At 72.5% G+C, this 15854-nt stretch carries 17 protein-coding genes; 10 read left to right on the top strand and 7 right to left on the bottom strand.

The genetic code is table 11. The annotated features are described in order from the left end of the window. Positions 1-96 precede the first annotated feature (96 nt). Together groL and groES are read right to left on the bottom strand one after the other, a co-directional pair. Positions 97-1734, bottom strand: a complete 1638-nt coding sequence (gene groL, locus MET2598_RS0119125) for a chaperonin GroEL (RefSeq protein ID WP_018261978.1) — start codon at positions 1732-1734, stop codon at positions 97-99. 99 nt (positions 1735-1833) lie between these two features. Then, on the bottom strand, positions 1834-2121 hold the full coding sequence (gene groES / locus MET2598_RS0119130; RefSeq protein ID WP_012331670.1) for a co-chaperone GroES: 288 nt from the start codon (positions 2119-2121) through the stop codon (positions 1834-1836). A 189-nt stretch (positions 2122-2310) separates the two neighbouring features. Between groES and MET2598_RS0119135 the strand changes: the two genes are divergently transcribed. Beyond that, positions 2311-3288, top strand: a complete 978-nt coding sequence (locus tag MET2598_RS0119135) for a magnesium transporter CorA family protein (RefSeq protein WP_018261979.1) — start codon at positions 2311-2313, stop codon at positions 3286-3288. A gap of 299 nt (positions 3289-3587) precedes the next feature. Continuing rightward, positions 3588-3983, top strand: coding sequence for a CBS domain-containing protein (locus MET2598_RS0119140; protein WP_012331668.1), 396 nt, complete (start codon positions 3588-3590; stop codon positions 3981-3983). Between the two features lie 9 nt (positions 3984-3992). Here the strand turns inward: MET2598_RS0119140 and MET2598_RS0119145 are convergent, their stop codons facing one another. Further along, complete coding sequence (locus tag MET2598_RS0119145) at positions 3993-4877, bottom strand: DMT family transporter (protein ID WP_018261980.1); 885 nt, start codon at positions 4875-4877, stop codon at positions 3993-3995. 39 nt (positions 4878-4916) lie between these two features. On the opposite strand from MET2598_RS0119145, the gene MET2598_RS0119150 reads away from it, so the two are divergent. The 4 genes from MET2598_RS0119150 to MET2598_RS0119165 all read left to right on the top strand — a co-directional run bounded on the left by MET2598_RS0119150 (position 4917) and on the right by MET2598_RS0119165 (position 9530). Next, a complete protein-coding gene (locus MET2598_RS0119150) occupies positions 4917-6356 on the top strand; it encodes a lipopolysaccharide biosynthesis protein (RefSeq protein ID WP_012331666.1) in 1440 nt (479 codons plus the stop codon). 192 nt (positions 6357-6548) lie between these two features. Continuing rightward, a complete protein-coding gene (glcE, locus tag MET2598_RS0119155; protein WP_018261981.1) occupies positions 6549-7739 on the top strand; it encodes a glycolate oxidase subunit GlcE in 1191 nt (396 codons plus the stop codon). A gap of 556 nt (positions 7740-8295) precedes the next feature. After that, positions 8296-8940 carry a papain-like cysteine protease family protein gene (locus MET2598_RS0119160; protein ID WP_018261982.1) on the top strand — a complete coding sequence of 215 codons (645 nt, stop codon included), beginning with the start codon at positions 8296-8298 and terminating at the stop codon, positions 8938-8940. A 2-nt stretch (positions 8941-8942) separates the two neighbouring features. After that, a complete protein-coding gene (locus MET2598_RS0119165) occupies positions 8943-9530 on the top strand; it encodes a hypothetical protein (protein ID WP_026190819.1) in 588 nt (195 codons plus the stop codon). Here the strand turns inward: MET2598_RS0119165 and MET2598_RS0119170 are convergent. Continuing rightward, positions 9519-10124: an SOUL family heme-binding protein gene (locus tag MET2598_RS0119170; protein ID WP_018261984.1), complete on the bottom strand. Its 606-nt coding sequence runs from the start codon at positions 10122-10124 to the stop codon at positions 9519-9521. The genes MET2598_RS0119165 and MET2598_RS0119170 overlap by 12 nt on opposite strands. A gap of 111 nt (positions 10125-10235) precedes the next feature. Here MET2598_RS0119170 and glcF point away from each other — a divergent pair, with 111 nt between their 5' ends. Continuing rightward, positions 10236-11579, top strand: a complete 1344-nt coding sequence (gene glcF / locus MET2598_RS0119175; protein WP_018261985.1) for a glycolate oxidase subunit GlcF — start codon at positions 10236-10238, stop codon at positions 11577-11579. A gap of 3 nt (positions 11580-11582) precedes the next feature. Here glcF and MET2598_RS0119180 read toward each other — a convergent pair whose 3' ends face one another. Together MET2598_RS0119180 and fabI are read right to left on the bottom strand one after the other, a co-directional pair. Then, a complete protein-coding gene (locus tag MET2598_RS0119180; RefSeq protein WP_018261986.1) occupies positions 11583-12788 on the bottom strand; it encodes a pyrophosphate--fructose-6-phosphate 1-phosphotransferase in 1206 nt (401 codons plus the stop codon). 173 nt (positions 12789-12961) lie between these two features. Next, positions 12962-13822 (bottom strand): enoyl-ACP reductase FabI, encoded by an 861-nt coding sequence (gene fabI, locus MET2598_RS0119185; protein WP_012331659.1) that lies wholly within the window; start codon positions 13820-13822, stop codon positions 12962-12964. Positions 13823-14156: 334 nt separating this feature from the next. On the opposite strand from fabI, the gene MET2598_RS0119190 reads away from it, so the two are divergent. Then, the gene (locus tag MET2598_RS0119190) at positions 14157-14420 is read left to right on the top strand and encodes a hypothetical protein (protein WP_012331658.1); all 264 of its coding nucleotides are present in this window, start codon (positions 14157-14159) and stop codon (positions 14418-14420) included. Between the two features lie 47 nt (positions 14421-14467). Here MET2598_RS0119190 and MET2598_RS0119195 read toward each other — a convergent pair whose 3' ends face one another. Continuing rightward, a complete protein-coding gene (locus tag MET2598_RS0119195; protein WP_012331657.1) occupies positions 14468-14701 on the bottom strand; it encodes a hypothetical protein in 234 nt (77 codons plus the stop codon). A 406-nt stretch (positions 14702-15107) separates the two neighbouring features. Between MET2598_RS0119195 and MET2598_RS0119200 the strand changes: the two genes are divergently transcribed. Both MET2598_RS0119200 and MET2598_RS0119205 read left to right on the top strand, forming a co-directional pair. After that, positions 15108-15371, top strand: a complete 264-nt coding sequence (locus tag MET2598_RS0119200) for a hypothetical protein (protein WP_012331656.1) — start codon at positions 15108-15110, stop codon at positions 15369-15371. A 10-nt stretch (positions 15372-15381) separates the two neighbouring features. Further along, positions 15382-15852 carry a YbaK/EbsC family protein gene (locus MET2598_RS0119205; protein WP_012331655.1) on the top strand — a complete coding sequence of 157 codons (471 nt, stop codon included), beginning with the start codon at positions 15382-15384 and terminating at the stop codon, positions 15850-15852. Positions 15853-15854: the final 2 nt, after the last annotated feature.

Raw genomic sequence — 15854 nt, forward strand, 5'->3', positions numbered from 1 at the left:
GCGGCGGCGGCGACCCGTCGCCGGGGCCGACCGGGGGCCCGAACGCAGAGAGGCCGCCTCGCGGCGGCCTCTCCGTCTCGTGGTGGCGAGTGGACCTCAGAAGTCCATGCCGCCCATGCCGCCGCCGCCCGGCATGGCCGGCGGGGCCTCCTTCTTGGGCGCGTCGGCGACCATCGCCTCGGTCGTCACCAGCAGGCCGGCCACCGAGGCGGCGTCCTGCAGGGCGGTGCGCACGACCTTGGCCGGGTCGACGATGCCGGCCTGGATCAGGTCGACGTAGGTCTCGTTCTGCGCGTCGAAGCCGAACGTGGCCGAGCCGTTCTCGGCGACCTTGCCGACCACGATCGAGCCCTCGACGCCGGCATTCGCGGCGATCTGGCGGATCGGGGCCTCAAGCGCCTTGAGGACGATCTTGATGCCGGCCTGGACGTCGGCGTTGTCGCTCTTGAGGTCCTTGATGGCCTCGCGAGCCCGCAGCAGGGCGGCGCCGCCGCCCGGGACGATGCCCTCCTCCACGGCCGCGCGGGTCGCGTGGAGCGCGTCGTCGACGCGGTCCTTCTTCTCCTTGACCTCGACCTCGGTCGCGCCGCCGACCCGGATCACCGCCACGCCCCCGGCCAGCTTCGCCAGGCGCTCCTGCAGCTTCTCCCGGTCGTAGTCCGAGGTCGTCTCCTCGATCTGCGCCTTGATCTGCGCCACCCGCGCCTCGATGTCCGCCTTCTCCCCGGCCCCATCGATGATCGTGGTGTTCTCCTTCTCGATCCGCACCCGCTTGGCCCGCCCGAGCATCGGGAGCGTCACGTTCTCCAGCTTGATGCCGAGATCCTCCGCGATCATCTGACCGGCGGTCAGGATCGCGATGTCCTCCAGCATCGCCTTGCGCCGGTCGCCGAAGCCCGGCGCCTTCACGGCCGCCACCTTCAGACCGCCGCGCAGCTTGTTGACCACCAGCGTGGCCAGCGCCTCGCCCTCGATGTCCTCGGCCACGATCAGCAGCGGCTTGCCGGTCTGCACCACCGCCTCGAGCACCGGCAGCATCGCCTGCAGCGACGACAGCTTCTTCTCGTGGATCAGGATGTAGGGATCCTCGAGCTCGGCGATCATCTTCTCCGCGTTCGTGATAAAGTACGGGGAGAGGTAGCCGCGGTCGAACTGCATGCCCTCGACGACGTCGAGCTCGGTCTCGGCCGTCTTGGCCTCCTCGACCGTGATCACGCCCTCGTTGCCGACCTTCTGCATCGCCTGGGCGATCATCTGGCCGATGTCCTTGTCGCCGTTGGCCGAGATGGTGCCGACCTGGGCGATCTCCTCGGAGGCCGAGACCTTCTTGGAGCGGCCCTGGATGTCCTTCACGACCGCGGTGACGGCGAGGTCGATGCCGCGCTTGAGGTCCATCGGGTTCATGCCGGCGGCGACGTACTTGGCGCCTTCCTTGACGATGGCCTGGGCCAGCACGGTCGCCGTGGTGGTGCCGTCACCCGCGAGGTCGTTGGTCTTCGAGGCCACTTCGCGCACCATCTGGGCGCCCATGTTCTCGAACTTGTCGGCGAGCTCGATCTCCTTGGCGACCGTCACGCCGTCCTTGGTGATCCGCGGAGCCCCGAAGCTCTTCTCGATCACCACGTTGCGGCCCTTCGGGCCGAGCGTCACCTTGACCGCATCCGCCAGGATGTCGACGCCGCGCAGCATCTTCTCGCGGGCGTCGGAGGCGAAACGAACGTCTTTCGCTGCCATGTCCAAACCTCTCTGTTCGATCGTCGTCTTGCGCGATCCCCGGCGCGGCGCCCGCCTCGCGGGGGCGGCGCGGGGGTCGCGGCGGAATTCCGGGCCGCCTTACGCGAGCACGCCCATGATGTCGGACTCCTTCATGATCAGGAGGTCCTGGCCGTCGATCTTGACCTCGGTGCCCGACCACTTGCCGAACAGCACGCGGTCACCGGCCTTCACGTCGAGGGGGGTCACCTTGCCGGTCTCGTCGCGGGCGCCCGGGCCGACGGCGACGATCTCGCCCTCCTGGGGCTTCTCCTTGGCGGTGTCCGGGATGATGATGCCGCCCTTGGTCTTCTCCTCGCTCTCGATGCGACGGACGACCACGCGGTCGTGCAGCGGACGGAATTGCATGTGCTGCCCTCTTGCTTCCCACAAGGACTTGGCGATGGTGCCTCGGCGTCGGTGCGGCCGCACGGTGTCGGCGCGGCCTGTTAGCACTCACTTTCGGTGAGTGCCAGAGCCGCGGCTGACCTATGCGGACCCTTCGGGCAAGTCAAGACGTTCTGCGCCAACAAGCCGGCCCACCAGGATCCTTCCCCGATGATCACCCTGCACGGCCCCGGCGGCGTCGTGGCCGAAGGCGAGGCCTGCGCGGCGCCGCCGCCTCACGGGGTCTGGCTCGACCTCGTCGATCCGAGCGAGACCGAGATCGCGCTCGCCGAGGAGGCGACGGGGCTCCAGGTGCCCAGCCGCGCGGCCCTGAGCGAGGTCGAGCGGTCGAGCCGCCTGCGGCGGCGGCGCGACGCGCTCTACCTCAGCACCCCGATGGTGTCCTTCGTTCCGGGCGATCTCGGGCTTCGCCCGCTCGGCTTCGTGCTGACCCGCGAGCGGCTGGTCTCGATCCGCTTCCAGCCGCTCGCGGCCTTCGACGCGGTCAAGCAGCGCCAGGCCGAGCGCGACGGCCTGGAGACCAGCGTCGGGGTGCTCACCGCCCTGATGGCCGAACTCGTCGACGCCATGGCGGACAGCCTGGAGGCGATGAGCGACGCGCTCGACGCGCTCTCGACCCGGGTCTTCCACTTCGACGCGGGGCACGGCGAGGCCTCGGCGCCCAAGCGGCGCGACCTCGCCCTGCGCCGGATCCTCGGCGAGATCGGGCGCCGGGGGAAGGCCCTCGCCAAGCTGCGCTCCGCCCTCGTCGGCCTCGACCAGATGGTGCCCTACGTGGCGAGCGAGGCGGAGGCCTGGCTCGGCCCGGAGGACCATGCCCATCTCGACACGCTGCACCTCGACATCGCCTCGCTGGAGGAGTTCGAGACCCGGCTCTCCGAGACGGTGCAGTTCCTGCTCGACGCGGCCCTCGGCCTCATCAACATCGAGCAGAACAACACGTTTCGCGTGCTCACGGTGGTGTCGATCATCGGCATCCCGCCGACGCTCGTCGCGTCGATGTACGGCATGAACTTCAAGCACATGCCGGAGCTGGACTGGGCCTGGGGCTATCCCTACGGGCTCGCCGTGATCGCGCTGAGCGCGCTCGCGCCCGCCCTGTGGTTCAAGCTGAGGGGCTGGTTCTGATCCGAGCGGGGATGTCTCGCGAGCGCTGGTTGCGGTCTCGCACGGTCGCCGCGCCGTTGGCCTGCGTCGCCGAGTCGTGAGGGTCGGCGGCCCGATGCGTCGGCGTTCTGCGCCGTTGGCCGGACGCGGGCGCGGCCTCGCCGCCGGCCGCCCGCCGCGAGCCGGATGCCGGCGCGGAGGAGCGGGAGCGCCGGCCGCGCTTGACTCAGGTCAAGGCCGGGGCCGGCCGCGCGGGGGAGGATGCCGCCACGGTTCGGGCCGCCCTCCAGACATGCGGCGGCCCGCCAGCGGAGCGCAGCATGACCGTCCCCACCGTCGGCGACGTGATCGCCGGCCACCCCCTCCACGCGGTGACCGGGAGCTTCACGATCGCGAGCGTCTGCCACCGGATGCGGGCGCTCAACGTCGGCGCGCTCGCGGTGCTGGACGAGGGCCGGCTCATCGGCATCATCAGCGAGCGCGACATCGCCCGGCGGGTGATCGCGGGCCACCGCGACCCGATGCTGACCCTGGTGCGCGAGGTGATGACCCGCGAGCCCCTGACCATCGCCGCGCAGGCGCCCCTCGCCGAGGCGCACCGGCTCATGGCCGAGAGGGGCATCCGCCACCTGCCGGTGATGCGGGACGAGGCGGTGGTCGGCATGATCTCGCTGCGCGACATCCCGGCCGAGGCCGGGGCCGAGGCGCTCGCCTGACCGGTCGGGTCAGCGCCGCGCCGCCAGGGCCGAGCCCGCCAGGATCAGGCCGGATCCCGCCGCGGTGGCGAGCCCCGGCACCTCGCCGAAGGCGAGATAGCCGAGGCCGACGGCCCAGATCAGCGCCGAGTACTCGGCGACCGCGAGCCGGGCGGCCTCCGCCCCCGCATAGGCGCGGCTGAGCACGAGGTGGCCCGCCACCCCGAGCGCGCCGACCAGCGCGAAGGCCGGCCAGTCCGACGCGGCCACCGGCACCCAGGTGGAGGCGGCGGGCGCCGCCAGCAGCGCGGCCGGCCCGACATGCTGGATCGCCACGATCACCGCGACGGAATCCCGCGCGGCGCGGGCGCGCAGCAGCACCATCGAGAGCGCGTAGGTCAGCGCCGAGGCGAGCACGGCGGCGATGCCGAGGAGGTGCCCCTCCCCCGCCGCGCCGCCGCCGAGCTGCCCGCCCGCCACGACCAGCACCCCGGCGAGGCCGAGCAGCAGGGCCGCCCAGACGCGCGGCCGCACCATCTCCCGCAGCAGCAGGCCGGCGAAGAGCGCGATGAAGATCGGGCTGAGGAAGGAGAGGGCCAGCGCCTCGGCGAGGGGCAGGCGGGCGAGCCCGGTGAAGAAGGTGAGCGCGGTCGCGGCCGCCAGCACCGCGCGCAGGCCGTTCGCGCGCCACGTCGCCGCGGAGGGCCAGCCCGGCCGCCGCCACGCCAGCAGCGCCAGGATCAGGACCGACCCGGAAAGGTAGCGCAGGAACGCGATCTCCGGCACGGCGTAGCGCGCCGCCAGCCCCTTGATCATCGCGTCCATCAGCGACAGGAGGCCGATGCCGGTCACGGCGAGCAGCATCGCGCGCCCGGGCCCGGCCGCCGCGCTTAAGGACATCTTCGCCGCGACCACGTACACCTCTCGTCCCGGTCCCCACGCAAGCAGCCCGACATGGCGGTCATCGCAGCCTTCGTGATCAACGCCGCCCTCAACTTCGCGCTGGGGCTGCTGATCGCGCAGTTCCTCGGGCCGGCGGATTTCGGCCGCTTCGCCCTCGGGACGGCCGGGGCCGTGCTGCTCAACACGCTCCTGTTCGAGTGGCTGCGCCTCTCGGCGACGCGCTTCTACTCCGACCGGGTCCGCCGGGACGAGCCCTGGATCCGCGCCATGCTGAACCGCGCCTACGCGGCGGTGGCGGTCGGGCTCGCGGGCGCGGCGCTCCTCGTCCTGGCGGGGGGCGAACTCGCCGCGCGCTGGCACGACGAGACGCGGCTCGCGGCGGCCGCGGCCGCCGCCGCGGTCGGGATCGGCCTCTTCGACGCGGCCGCGGCGCTCACCCGGGCGCGGTTCGAGGGCGGGCTCTACTTCCGGCTGGTCCTGGCCAAGAACGCCCTCGCCCTGGCGCTGATGACCGCGACCGCTTGGCTCCTGCCGTTCCCGCCCCTCGTGATGGTGGCGGGCGGCCTCAGCCAGTTCCTCGCGGTGCTGGCCGTGCGGCGCGCCCTCGCCGACCCGCCGCACGCGCCGGACCGGGCGCGCCGGCACGCGACGTTGCGGGTGTTCGCGGCCTACGGGCTGCCGCTGATCGCCGCGAACGCGGTCTACCACCTGATGCCCTTCGCCAACCGGGCGGCGGTGGCGGCCCTGGCGGGCTTCTCCGAGTCGGGCTACTTCTCCCTGGCGGCCGATATCGGCGGGCGGATCTTCAGCACGCTCGGCGCCGCGCTCGATCTGCTGCTGTTCCAGCTCGCCGTGCAGGCCGAGGAGCATCACGGCGCGGCGGCCGGCGAGGCGCAGGTGGCGCGCAACGGCGCCGTGGTGGTGGCGCTGCTGCTGCCCTGCGCGGCGGGGTTCTGGCTCGTCGCCCCGGCGGTCGAGGCGATCGTGGTGCCGGAGGCGTTCCGCGGGCATTTCGCCCATTACACGCTGCTCCTGCTGCCCGGCCTGTTCGCCGGGGCGCTGATGAACTTCGCCCTGAATCCGATCTTCCAGATCCGCCGCCGCACGCGGCCGGTGATCGTCGCGGCCCTGATCGGGGCCGGGGTGAACGGGCTCGGCGGGCTCGCGCTCGCGCGCGCCTTCGGCGCCTCGGGCATCGCGGCGGCGCAGTCCCTCGGCCTGATGGCGGCCTGCCTGTTCCTGGCCCTGCGCGGCCTTACCGGGCCGCGGCGCCTGCGCCTGCCGCTGCGCGACCTCGCCGCTTCCCTGGCGGCGACCGGCCTGATGGTGGCGGCGGTGCTGCCCCTGCGGGGCCTCGGCCCCTGGCCGGCGCTCGGGGCGAGCGTGGCGGCGGGCGCGGCGGTCTACGGCGCCGCGGTCTGGATCTTCGACATCGCGGGCCTGCGCGCGGCGGTGGCGCCGCGCCTGCGCCGCGCGGTTCCGGCCGCCTAAGCAGGATTGCATGCCGCAATTCTGCTTAGACTCTTGTTTTCGCATCATTCTTGCCGCCAAACCGGTGACCGCTTCGGCGAATGACGCTTCGGGACGGCGCGCTGCGCCGCGCCGGCGACGGCTTGCGCCGGCCGGTGCTTCGCCGCATTCCTCGCCGATCCGGCCGATCCGGCCGGGAGGGAAGAAACGGCCATGAGCGTGTACCAGCCCCGGACCGAGGCGGAGGCGGCGGAGATGGTGGCGGCCGCGGCCCAGCGGCGGGAGCGGCTGCGGCTCGTCGGCGGCGGCACCCGCGCGGGGATCGGGCGCCCGGCCCAGGACGAGGCGACCCTGTCGGCCCGCTCCCTCACCGGCATCACGCTCTACGAGCCGGCCGAGCTCGTGATCCGGGCGCTGGCCGGCACCCCCCTGGCCGAGGTGGAGGCGCGGCTCGCCGCCGGGCGCCAGATGCTGCCCTTCGAGCCGATGGACCACCGCCCGCTCCTCGGCTCCTCGGGCGAGCCGACCATCGGGGCGGTGGCGGCCGGCAACATCTCGGGGCCGCGGCGGATCATGGCCGGGGCGGCCCGCGACAGCCTGATCGGCGTGCGCTTCGTCAACGGGCGCGGCGAGGTGGTGAAGTCGGGGGGGCGCGTGATGAAGAACGTCACCGGCCTCGACCTCGTCAAGCTGATGGCCGGCTCCTGGGGCACCCTCGGCTTCCTGACCGAGGTGACCTTCAAGGTCCTGCCGGTGCCCGAGCGCGCCGCGACCCTGGTGTTCCCCGGCCTCGACGATGCCCGGGCGGTCGAGGCGCTGAGCCTCGCCCTCGGCTCGCCCTTCGAGATCACCGGGGCGGCGCACTGGCCCGCCGGGATCGACGGCGGCGAGGCGCGCAGCTTCCTGCGCATCGAGGGGTTCTCCGCCTCGATCGATTACCGGCTCGGCGAGCTGCGCCGGCTGCTGCGCCGCTTCGGCACCCCGGCCGTGATCGAGGGCGAGGAGGCGGCCTCGCTCTGGGCCTCGGTGCGCGACGCGACGCCCTTCGCGGCCTCGGCCGGCGAGGGGGTGGTCTGGCGCATCTCGACGGCGCCGACGCGGGGCCCGCTCGTGACCGCCGCCATTGCCCGGGAGCGCGCGGCGGCGTGGTTCTACGACTGGGGGGGCGGCCTGATCTGGCTGCGCACGAGCCCCGAGAGCGATGCGGGCGCGGCGGCGCTGCGGGCGGCGGTGGCGCAGGTCGGCGGCCACGCCACCCTGGTGCGGGCCCCCGAGGCGGTGCGCGCCGCCGTGCCAGTCTTCGAGCCGCTGGCGGAGCCGCTGATGCGCCTCACGGCCGGGATCAAGGCGGCCCACGATCCGGCCGGATTGTTCAACCCGGGCCGCATGTATCCGGGGGTGTGATCCGCTGTCCGGACGATCACGTCCGGACAGCGGATGACAAGCCCGCGCGGCACTGGAGCGAAGCCCAAATCCGTCATCCCGAAGGGATCAAGCGGATTGGGTATGCCAAGCCCGCGCGGCGCGTGAGCGAAGCCGGCATCCGCATGGCGACGCAACCCGTCGGATGTCGTATAAGAGGCCTGTGCGGCACGCGCGGAACAGATCTCGACCCCGGCGAGCGCCGCGCCTTTCCCTGACCTCGCGCGCACATGCCGCGACCTGCCGTCGCCAGGGTCAACAATTTAACGGTTCGATTGCCTGACTCGACCTGGATCCAGAGAATCTTTGAGCGATGATTTCTTACGCCAGCAGATGAGAAACGCGAGCGCGATTGCTCCGGCTGCACATGCTCCCGTACTCGCTCGCTTCAGCAGCGTTCTCGCGGGTGCCGGAGCGCCGACTTCCAAAATGTTGCCCCTGGACGAGGGTCCGACTCCGATGCAGATTCATGCGGAATCGGTGCCGGACGATCCGACGCGGCCGTCATAAAGTCCGGCCGACATTCAGTGAGGGCTGAATGCCTATTCCGCAATTCCTGTCACCGCGGCCGATCCAGGGCCACGCCCCCGCAGCCGTGTCGGCCCTGGGAGGGTCCGCTCCGCCCCTTCGACGCAGGCTGAGCTTCGGAATCGAGCAGCAGGAGCAGGACAATTGGTGCTGGGCCGCAGTCGGCGTCAGCATCGAGCACTTCTACGCCGGCGCTCGCAGGCGGACGCAATGCGCACTCGCCTGCACCGCCCTCGGTCGTCAGGATTGCTGCGCCGACGGAGGGAGCGACACGACCAAGTGCGACAAGCCCTGGTACCTGGATCGTGTCCTGAAGATCGTCGGTCACCTGGAGGACACCACCGCCCAGCCTCTGACCTTCGCCCAGGTGCAGGCGCGGATCGACGCGGGCTCGGTCGTCGGCTGTCGGATCGGGTGGTATGGTGGGGGCGGCCACTTCGTCGCCGTGATCGGATATCTCACGCAGGACGGCCGGACCTATCTCGACATCGCGGACCCGATTTGGATGGAGACTCAGGTGGCCTACGATGAGTTTCCGTCCCTGTACCGATCGGGAGGCGACTGGACGCATTCCTATCTCACGGCCCCGACCGCCAGCGGGGGCGCCGCGGTGGCGCAGGCGGGCGCGGACGATCCGGATCTCCTGGGAGCATGACCATGAGCCTGATCCTGAAGCCGGCCCCGGAGCACGGCCGAGCGATCGTCGCCCGCGCGGTGCGCGACCTCTGGAGCGCGGGCGCCGGCGCCGGCGCGGCCGGCGGGGCCGCCCTCAACCTGTCGGAGCCGATCCCGCTCTACCGCCTGGGGCTCGACCAGGTCAGCGCCGAGGGCGTGTCGGGCGCCGAGCCCGTGGGCTGGCGCTACCTCCTCGAAGCGGGCAGCGGCTCCGCGGCGGTGGCCGATCTCGGCCAAAGGGCTGGGGACGAGGCACGGTTCGCCAGTCTCTCGCGGGGCGACGCGGCGCGGCGCCTCATGGACGCCGCGGCCCTCGCCGCAACGATCGCGGACGGAAAGCCCACCCCCTACGAGATCCGGATCCTCGACGTGCCGGCCTTGCACGTCTCGGCGATCTGGCTGTCCGGCAAGCCCGACATCTTCATTCCCTACCTCGACATCAAGCGCCTGCGGGGCGGCGACGTCGAGGTGGACGACGACTTTGTCCGGAGGCTGGACGCTCGGGCCAAGTCCATGCGGGACGCGCTCACCGGGATGGCGCCGCGTCCGGCCGCCGAATCAGGAGGCTGAGGCCACCTCCACCGCCACCTCGTTCCGGCGCAGGAACGGGGGCGTCATCGGCGGATCGTAGGACAGGAGCACGGGCGCGCCGCGCGGCGCGAGCCCGGCCGCCGCGAGGCTGCGCAGCAGCGCCTCCTCCCGGACGCGGCGCGTGCGCGCGTCCGCGGCCCCCGAGAAGCGCAGCACCGCCAGCCGCTGCGGGGGCAGGTGCACGAGCCGCACCTGCGGGTCGGTCGGCTCCGGCGCGCCCGCCGCGACCACCTTGCGCGGCAGGACGAAGCGCATCGACCCCTCCCCCGCCGTCCCGGGGGAAGCCGGCGCGGCGGGCCGCTCGGCCTGCTCCACCGGCACCGTCATGGCGATCAGCCGCGCGCCGCGATTGCCCCCGGTGATCGTGCGGAACAGGCGCCGGAAGGCCTCGGCATCGCCCGGCCCGCGCGTTCCGGTCTCGATCACCGTCCGCGGCGCGTAATCCCGGATCTCGACCTCCCCGTCGAGGCGGCGCACCAGGGCGTAGGCCGGTGCCTCGTAGGCCGCCCGGATCCCCACCAGCGAGAGGGCGGATTCGACGAGCGTGGCGAGGTAATAGAAGAATGTCTGCATCGCTCCGGCTCCGGATGCGGCGACGACGGCGCCCCACGCGCCGTGGAATTGGTCTAGAACACGGCAGGCCCCTGAGAAGCCGCCCCGACAAAACGTGATCGAGGAACCGTCGTGCAGACGAACTTCACCCCCGCGCAGCTCGCCGATCCGGCCATGGCGGCCTCGGAGAAAATCCTGCGCACCTGCGTGCATTGCGGATTCTGCACCGCCACCTGCCCGACCTACCTGCTCCTCGGCGACGAGCTCGACTCGCCGCGCGGGCGGATCTACCTGATCAAGGACATGCTGGAGGGCGGCAAGCCGGCGCCGCCCGAAGTGGTCAAGCACGTCGACCGCTGCCTCTCCTGCCTGTCCTGCATGACCACCTGCCCGTCCGGCGTGCATTACATGCACCTCGTCGACCACGCCCGGTCCTACATCGAGCGGACCTACGCCCGCCCGGCGGCCGACCGCTGGCTGCGCGCCCTGCTGGCCGCTTTGCTGCCCTATCCGCACCGCTTCCGCCTCGCCCTTCTCGCCGCCACCCTGGGCAAGCCCTTCCGGCGCCTGGTCGCCGGGCTGCCGCGGGTGGGCAGCCGGCTCTCCGCCATGCTCGACCTCGCGCCCGCCGCGCTGCCGGGCCGGGGCGCGGGCGACCGGCCGGGCCTGTTCCCGCCGGCGGGACCGCGCCGGGGCCGGGTCGCGCTCCTGCGCGGCTGCGCCCAGTCGGTGCTGCGGCCGGACTTCAACGAGGCGGCGATCCGGCTCCTCAACCGCCACGGGATCGAGGTGGTGCAGGCGAAGGGCGAGGGCTGCTGCGGGGCGCTCACCCACCACATGGGCCGGGAGGATTCCTCCCACGCGCTCGCCCGGCGCACGATCGACGCCTGGATCGCCGAGATGGACGGGCCGGGCCTCGACGCGATCGTGGTCACCACCTCGGGCTGCGGCACGACGATCAAGGATTACGGCTTCATGTTCCGGGACGACCCGGCCTATGCCGAGAAGGCGCGGCGCGTCTCCGCCCTGGCCAAGGACGTCACCGAGTACGTCGCCGCGATCGGGCTGCGGGAGCCGTCGGTCGAGACCGACCTCGTCGTGGCCTACCACTCGGCCTGCTCGATGCAGCACGGCCAGGGCATCCGCACCGAGCCGAAGGCCCTGCTCAAGCGGGCGGGCTTCACCGTGAAGGACGTGCCGGAGGGCCACATCTGCTGCGGCTCGGCCGGCACCTACAACCTTCTGCAACCCGAACTCGCCGGCGCCCTGCGCGCCCGCAAGGTCGCCAACATCGAGCGGGTGGCGCCGGACCTGATCGCGACCGGCAATATCGGCTGCGCCACCCAGATCGGGAAGGGCACCGCCATCCCGATCGTCCACACGGTGGAACTGCTCGACTGGGCGACCGGCGGCCCGCGCCCGGCCGCCCTCGACGGGCTGCCCGACCGGGCGCCCCTCCCCGCGGCGGCGGAGTAGGGCTCAGCCGCGCGGCTGGCCGATCGCGGCGAGGAGGTCGGTGAACCAGGGGGTGGCGGGGTCGAAGGCCTTGCCCCCCCGGATGCGCGGGAACTCGATCGCCCGCAGGCGCCCCTCGTGCTCCTCGTCGTGGCCGATCACCCCGGACACGCCCGCGAGCGCGCTCTCGACCGCGAGGTCGACCATGCCCTGGATCAGGTTGAGGTCGTCGGCGTTGGGCGCGGCCGAGCGGGCGAAGTGGCCGGATTTCTGGACCAGCGTCTTCTCGACCCCGAGGCGGGGGCCGAAGCGATCGGCGAACCACTGGCCGACATTCACCGTGTCGATCTTGACGTGCCCGAAGGCGTCGCGGCCGAGGACCTCGCCGCGCCCCTCGATCTCGGCCACGATCGCGTCGAGGCAGGCGCCCTCGCTGACGAAGAGCGTCGCGCAATCCTTCCGGGCGAGGCGCGCGCGCAGGCGCTCCGCCTCGGCGTCGAGGTCGATCGGCGTCTCGGGCAGGTAGACCGCGTCGATGTCCTTGTGGGCGGGGCCGAGGTTGAAGTCCGGCAGCAAGATCTGGCGCGCGAGGCGCGCCCGATAGGCCCGGGCGGTGGCGGCGGCGAGCCAGCCGCAATTGCGGCCCATCACCTCGTGGACGAGGAGCATGCGCGGGTTGGCGCTCTGCTCGTTGACGACGTTCTCGAAGAAGACCGCGCCCTGCTCGGCGGCCGTCCAGGCGCCGAGGGACTGGCGGATCGGCACCACGTCGTTGTCGATGGTCTTGGGCAGCCCGACCACCGTGAGCCGGTAGCCGTTCCGCTCCAGGTAGGCGGCGAGGTCGGCCGCGGTGGTGTTGGTGTCGTCGCCGCCGATCGTGTGCAGGATGGTGACGCCGTCGCGGGCGAGCCGCTCGGCCGCCGCCTTGAGCGGGTCCTCGCCCTCGCGCACGAGGCCGCGCTTCACGCAATCCTTGACGTTGGTGAGCTTGACGCGGCTGTTGCCGAGGGGCGAGCCGCCGTGGCGCAGCAGCGTGCGGGCCCGGTCCCGCACGGCGGGCGTGACCTCCAGCACCTCACCCTTGAGGAGGCCGTAATAGCCGCTGCGGTAGCCGATGATCTCGATCTCGGGGGCGAGGTCGGTGTAGCGGGCGATCAGCCCGCCGACCGCCGCCGAGAGGCAGGGCGCGAGTCCCCCCGCGGTGAGCATGGCGACCTTGGGAACGGTCATGGCGCGGCTCCGCGTCGGGTGCCGCCGGAGCAGGATCGCGCGGGGCCATCCTGCTCGGCGACCTCGTTGCGCATCATTCCCGCCGACCGCTGGCCGCGTCGGCGCGTGATGCCCAGGGCCGCGATACTGGCCTCAGGGGCGGCGCGCGCCAAGCCCCGAAAGCACCGCCCGCGTCACTCCTTGCTCATGTCCGGGGCCTCGGGATTCTTCATCCCGACGACGTGGTAGCCCGCATCGACGTGCAGGATCTCGCCGGTCATGCCGCGGGACATGTCGGAGACGAGGTAGGCGGCGGTCTCGCCGACCTCGTCGATCGTCACGGTCCGGCGCAGGGGCGCGTTGTACTCGTTCCACTTCAGGATGTAGCGGAAGTCGCCGATCCCGGAGGCGGCCAGCGTCTTGATCGGCCCGGCCGAGATCGCGTTCACGCGGATCTTCGAGGGGCCGAGATCGGCCGCGAGGTAGCGCACCGAGGCTTCGAGCGCCGCCTTGGCGACGCCCATCACGTTGTAGTGGGGCATCCACTTCTCGGCGCCGTAATAGGTCAGGGTCAGGAGCGAGCCGCCCTGCGGCATCAGCTTCTCGGCCCGCTGCGCGATCGCCGTGAACGAGTAGCAGGAGATCAGGAGCGACTTGGAGAAGTTCGCCTCGCTGGTGTCGACGTAGCGGCCGGTCAGCTCGTCCTTGTCCGAGAAGGCGATGCAGTGCACGACGAAGTCGAGGCTGCCGCCGAAGTGGCGGCCGGCGGCGTCGAAGACCGCGTCGATCGAGCCCGGATCGGTGACGTCGCAATGGCCGACCACCGCCGCGTCGAGTTCCTTGGCGAGCGGCTCGACCCGCTTCTTGAGCGCCTCGCCCTGGTACGTGAAGGCGAGGTCCGCCCCGTGCAGGCGGGCGCTGCGCGCGATGCCCCAGGCGATCGAGCGGTTGTTCGCCACCCCGAGCACGAGGCCCCGCTTGCCGGCGAGCAGCCCGGCCTTCGGGCTCGCGGCCTGCTCGTCATCCTGGACCTCAGCCCGGTTCGAATCCGCCATGGTTCACCAACGCCTGCTGCCGCGGGACGGCCCGCGGGGCCGTGAAGCGCGAGGCCGAAGCCTTCGCTCGGCATCCTTAGCCGACGCCCGCGGGCGACGGAAGTCCGTGCGACCGGCCCGGCCTCAGTCCGGCCGGGGGCGGCGACCGGCCCGGCCTCGGTCCGGCCGGGGACGGCGGCCGCCCGGCGCCCCTGCGTCGGAAGGCGGATTGCCCCGATCGCCCGCGCAGGCTACGCAGGTGTTAATAAAGGATTGATGACGGCAAGAGCGGGCACCGGGCGTGTCCGCCGGCGTTGTCCCTCAACAAGAGCAAACCAGTGGAGGAACGCGCGTCATGAGCGGGTATTGGTTCTGCGAGACGCCGCAGGGCGAGTTCCGAATTGCCCTGACCCGCTGGGCCGGGCGCGACCGCGTCGTGCTGTTCTACGAGCGCGAGCCGCTCGGCTGCTACGACAGCGCGGAACTCGCCCTCGACCGGCTGATCCACGGCGAGACCTACACGCCGTCCTGCGGGCTCGACCTGCGCCACCTCCCCCTGCCGACCACGCTGTCGGACTGGGTCTTCGCCGCCGACGCGAAGACCTGCGCGAAGACCTGACGGGCGCCGCACCGGGCCGCGCTCCGGCCCGGCACCGGCGTGGCGCCTCAGCGGCCCGAGCGCACCAGCCGGGTGATGGCGAGCGGCGGCCGGCCGGACTTCTCCGCGATCTCGCGGTCCTGCTCCTCGATGACCTGCTTGGCCGGCGCGTCGCCGTCGAGGCCGTTCAGGACGGAGCGGGGCACGCGGCGGTTGGAGCGTCGCGAGCCGTCCTCGTAATAGACGTCGAACAGGACGTAACCGGTATCCTGCGGTTTCGGCTTCTGCTTGGAACGCAACATGGACGGGTCTCTCGTGCTGTGCCGCGCGGGCCGCACCGAGGCGGGACCGCGAGCGGTCCCGGACGCACCGCGTCCGGTCTGGGCGATGTGGAACGGTCAGGCCTGCCGCGGCCTCGACGCGCCGGGCGGCGCGGGGCGACGGGCCGGCGCGCGGGGCGGTGACCTTCTACATGGCGCGCCGCAGCCCGGAATTCCAGCCGCCGCGCGGCGTGCCAGGGTTGCGCGGGCCTCGCCCCTCCCGGCCCGCCCTGTCGCCCGGACGCCACAGCTGTGTCGCGCCCGCGCCGATGCGCGGCTTTGCGCCGCGCGCGTTAACCCATTCGCAATTCCTCGCTGGCCCGGGCCCCGGCCCGCTCCTATGACTCGAGGACCCCGAGGCCGCACCGAATCGCTGAATCGCCCGCCGATGCCGAATTTCGAGACCTTCCTTCCCCCGGAGCCCTCCGACCAGGAGGACAAGCGCACCGCCCTGACCTACGTGTCGCAGGCGTTCGCCGAGGGCTGCCTCGATGGAATCGACGGGGATTGCATGGCCCAGGCCGCGCTCTTCGCCGCCTTCCAGGAGCTGGTGCAGACCTACGGCGAGGAGGCGACCGCCCGCTTCGCCGAGGGCTTCCCCGAGCGCATCCGCAACGGCGCCTACACGGTCAATCCCCCTCGCCACCATTGAGGCGGCAGCGATGAGCCTCGACTCCGTGCGGGCGTTCCTCGCCGCGCGCGCGCCCGACCTCGCGGTCATCGAGACGCGCGCGAGCTCCGCCACGGTGGCGCTCGCGGCCGACGCGCACGGCGTCGCGCCCGGGCAGATCGCCAAGACCCTGTCGCTGCGGGTGGGCGAGCGCGTCCTGCTGGTCGTGACCCGGGGCGATGCCCGGCTCGACAACCGCAAGATGAAGGACGCCTTCGGCGGGCGGGCGCGCATGCTCGACGCCGAGGAGACCGAGCGGGTGACGAGCCACCCGGTCGGCGGCGTCTGCCCCTTCGGCCTGCCGGCGCCGCTGCCGGTCTATTGCGACGTGTCGCTGCGCGCCTTCGCGGAGGTGATCCCGGCCGGCGGCTCCACCCACAGCTCCGTGCGGCTGCCGCCGGAGCGGATGGCCGACCTCGTCGGCGCCGCCTGGGTGGATGTGTGCCAGCCCGTGGAGGGGTGAGG

Origin of the sequence: Methylobacterium sp. WSM2598 (assembly GCF_000379105.1) — a bacterium.
In the GTDB taxonomy this organism is placed as follows: Bacteria; Pseudomonadota; Alphaproteobacteria; order Rhizobiales; family Beijerinckiaceae; genus Methylobacterium.

Coding starts and splice junctions, on each gene's coding strand:
- groL (WP_018261978.1), bottom strand. CDS start 1,734: ATGGCAGCGAAAGACGTTCGTTTCGCCTCCGACGCCCGCGAGAAGATG.
- groES (WP_012331670.1), bottom strand. CDS start 2,121: ATGCAATTCCGTCCGCTGCACGACCGCGTGGTCGTCCGTCGCATCGAG.
- MET2598_RS0119135 (WP_018261979.1), top strand. CDS start 2,311: ATGATCACCCTGCACGGCCCCGGCGGCGTCGTGGCCGAAGGCGAGGCC.
- MET2598_RS0119140 (WP_012331668.1), top strand. CDS start 3,588: ATGACCGTCCCCACCGTCGGCGACGTGATCGCCGGCCACCCCCTCCAC.
- MET2598_RS0119150 (WP_012331666.1), top strand. CDS start 4,917: ATGGCGGTCATCGCAGCCTTCGTGATCAACGCCGCCCTCAACTTCGCG.
- glcE (WP_018261981.1), top strand. CDS start 6,549: ATGAGCGTGTACCAGCCCCGGACCGAGGCGGAGGCGGCGGAGATGGTG.
- MET2598_RS0119160 (WP_018261982.1), top strand. CDS start 8,296: ATGCCTATTCCGCAATTCCTGTCACCGCGGCCGATCCAGGGCCACGCC.
- MET2598_RS0119165 (WP_026190819.1), top strand. CDS start 8,943: ATGAGCCTGATCCTGAAGCCGGCCCCGGAGCACGGCCGAGCGATCGTC.
- MET2598_RS0119170 (WP_018261984.1), bottom strand. CDS start 10,124: ATGCAGACATTCTTCTATTACCTCGCCACGCTCGTCGAATCCGCCCTC.
- MET2598_RS0119180 (WP_018261986.1), bottom strand. CDS start 12,788: ATGACCGTTCCCAAGGTCGCCATGCTCACCGCGGGGGGACTCGCGCCC.
- fabI (WP_012331659.1), bottom strand. CDS start 13,822: ATGGCGGATTCGAACCGGGCTGAGGTCCAGGATGACGAGCAGGCCGCG.
- MET2598_RS0119190 (WP_012331658.1), top strand. CDS start 14,157: ATGAGCGGGTATTGGTTCTGCGAGACGCCGCAGGGCGAGTTCCGAATT.
- MET2598_RS0119195 (WP_012331657.1), bottom strand. CDS start 14,701: ATGTTGCGTTCCAAGCAGAAGCCGAAACCGCAGGATACCGGTTACGTC.
- MET2598_RS0119200 (WP_012331656.1), top strand. CDS start 15,108: ATGCCGAATTTCGAGACCTTCCTTCCCCCGGAGCCCTCCGACCAGGAG.
- MET2598_RS0119205 (WP_012331655.1), top strand. CDS start 15,382: ATGAGCCTCGACTCCGTGCGGGCGTTCCTCGCCGCGCGCGCGCCCGAC.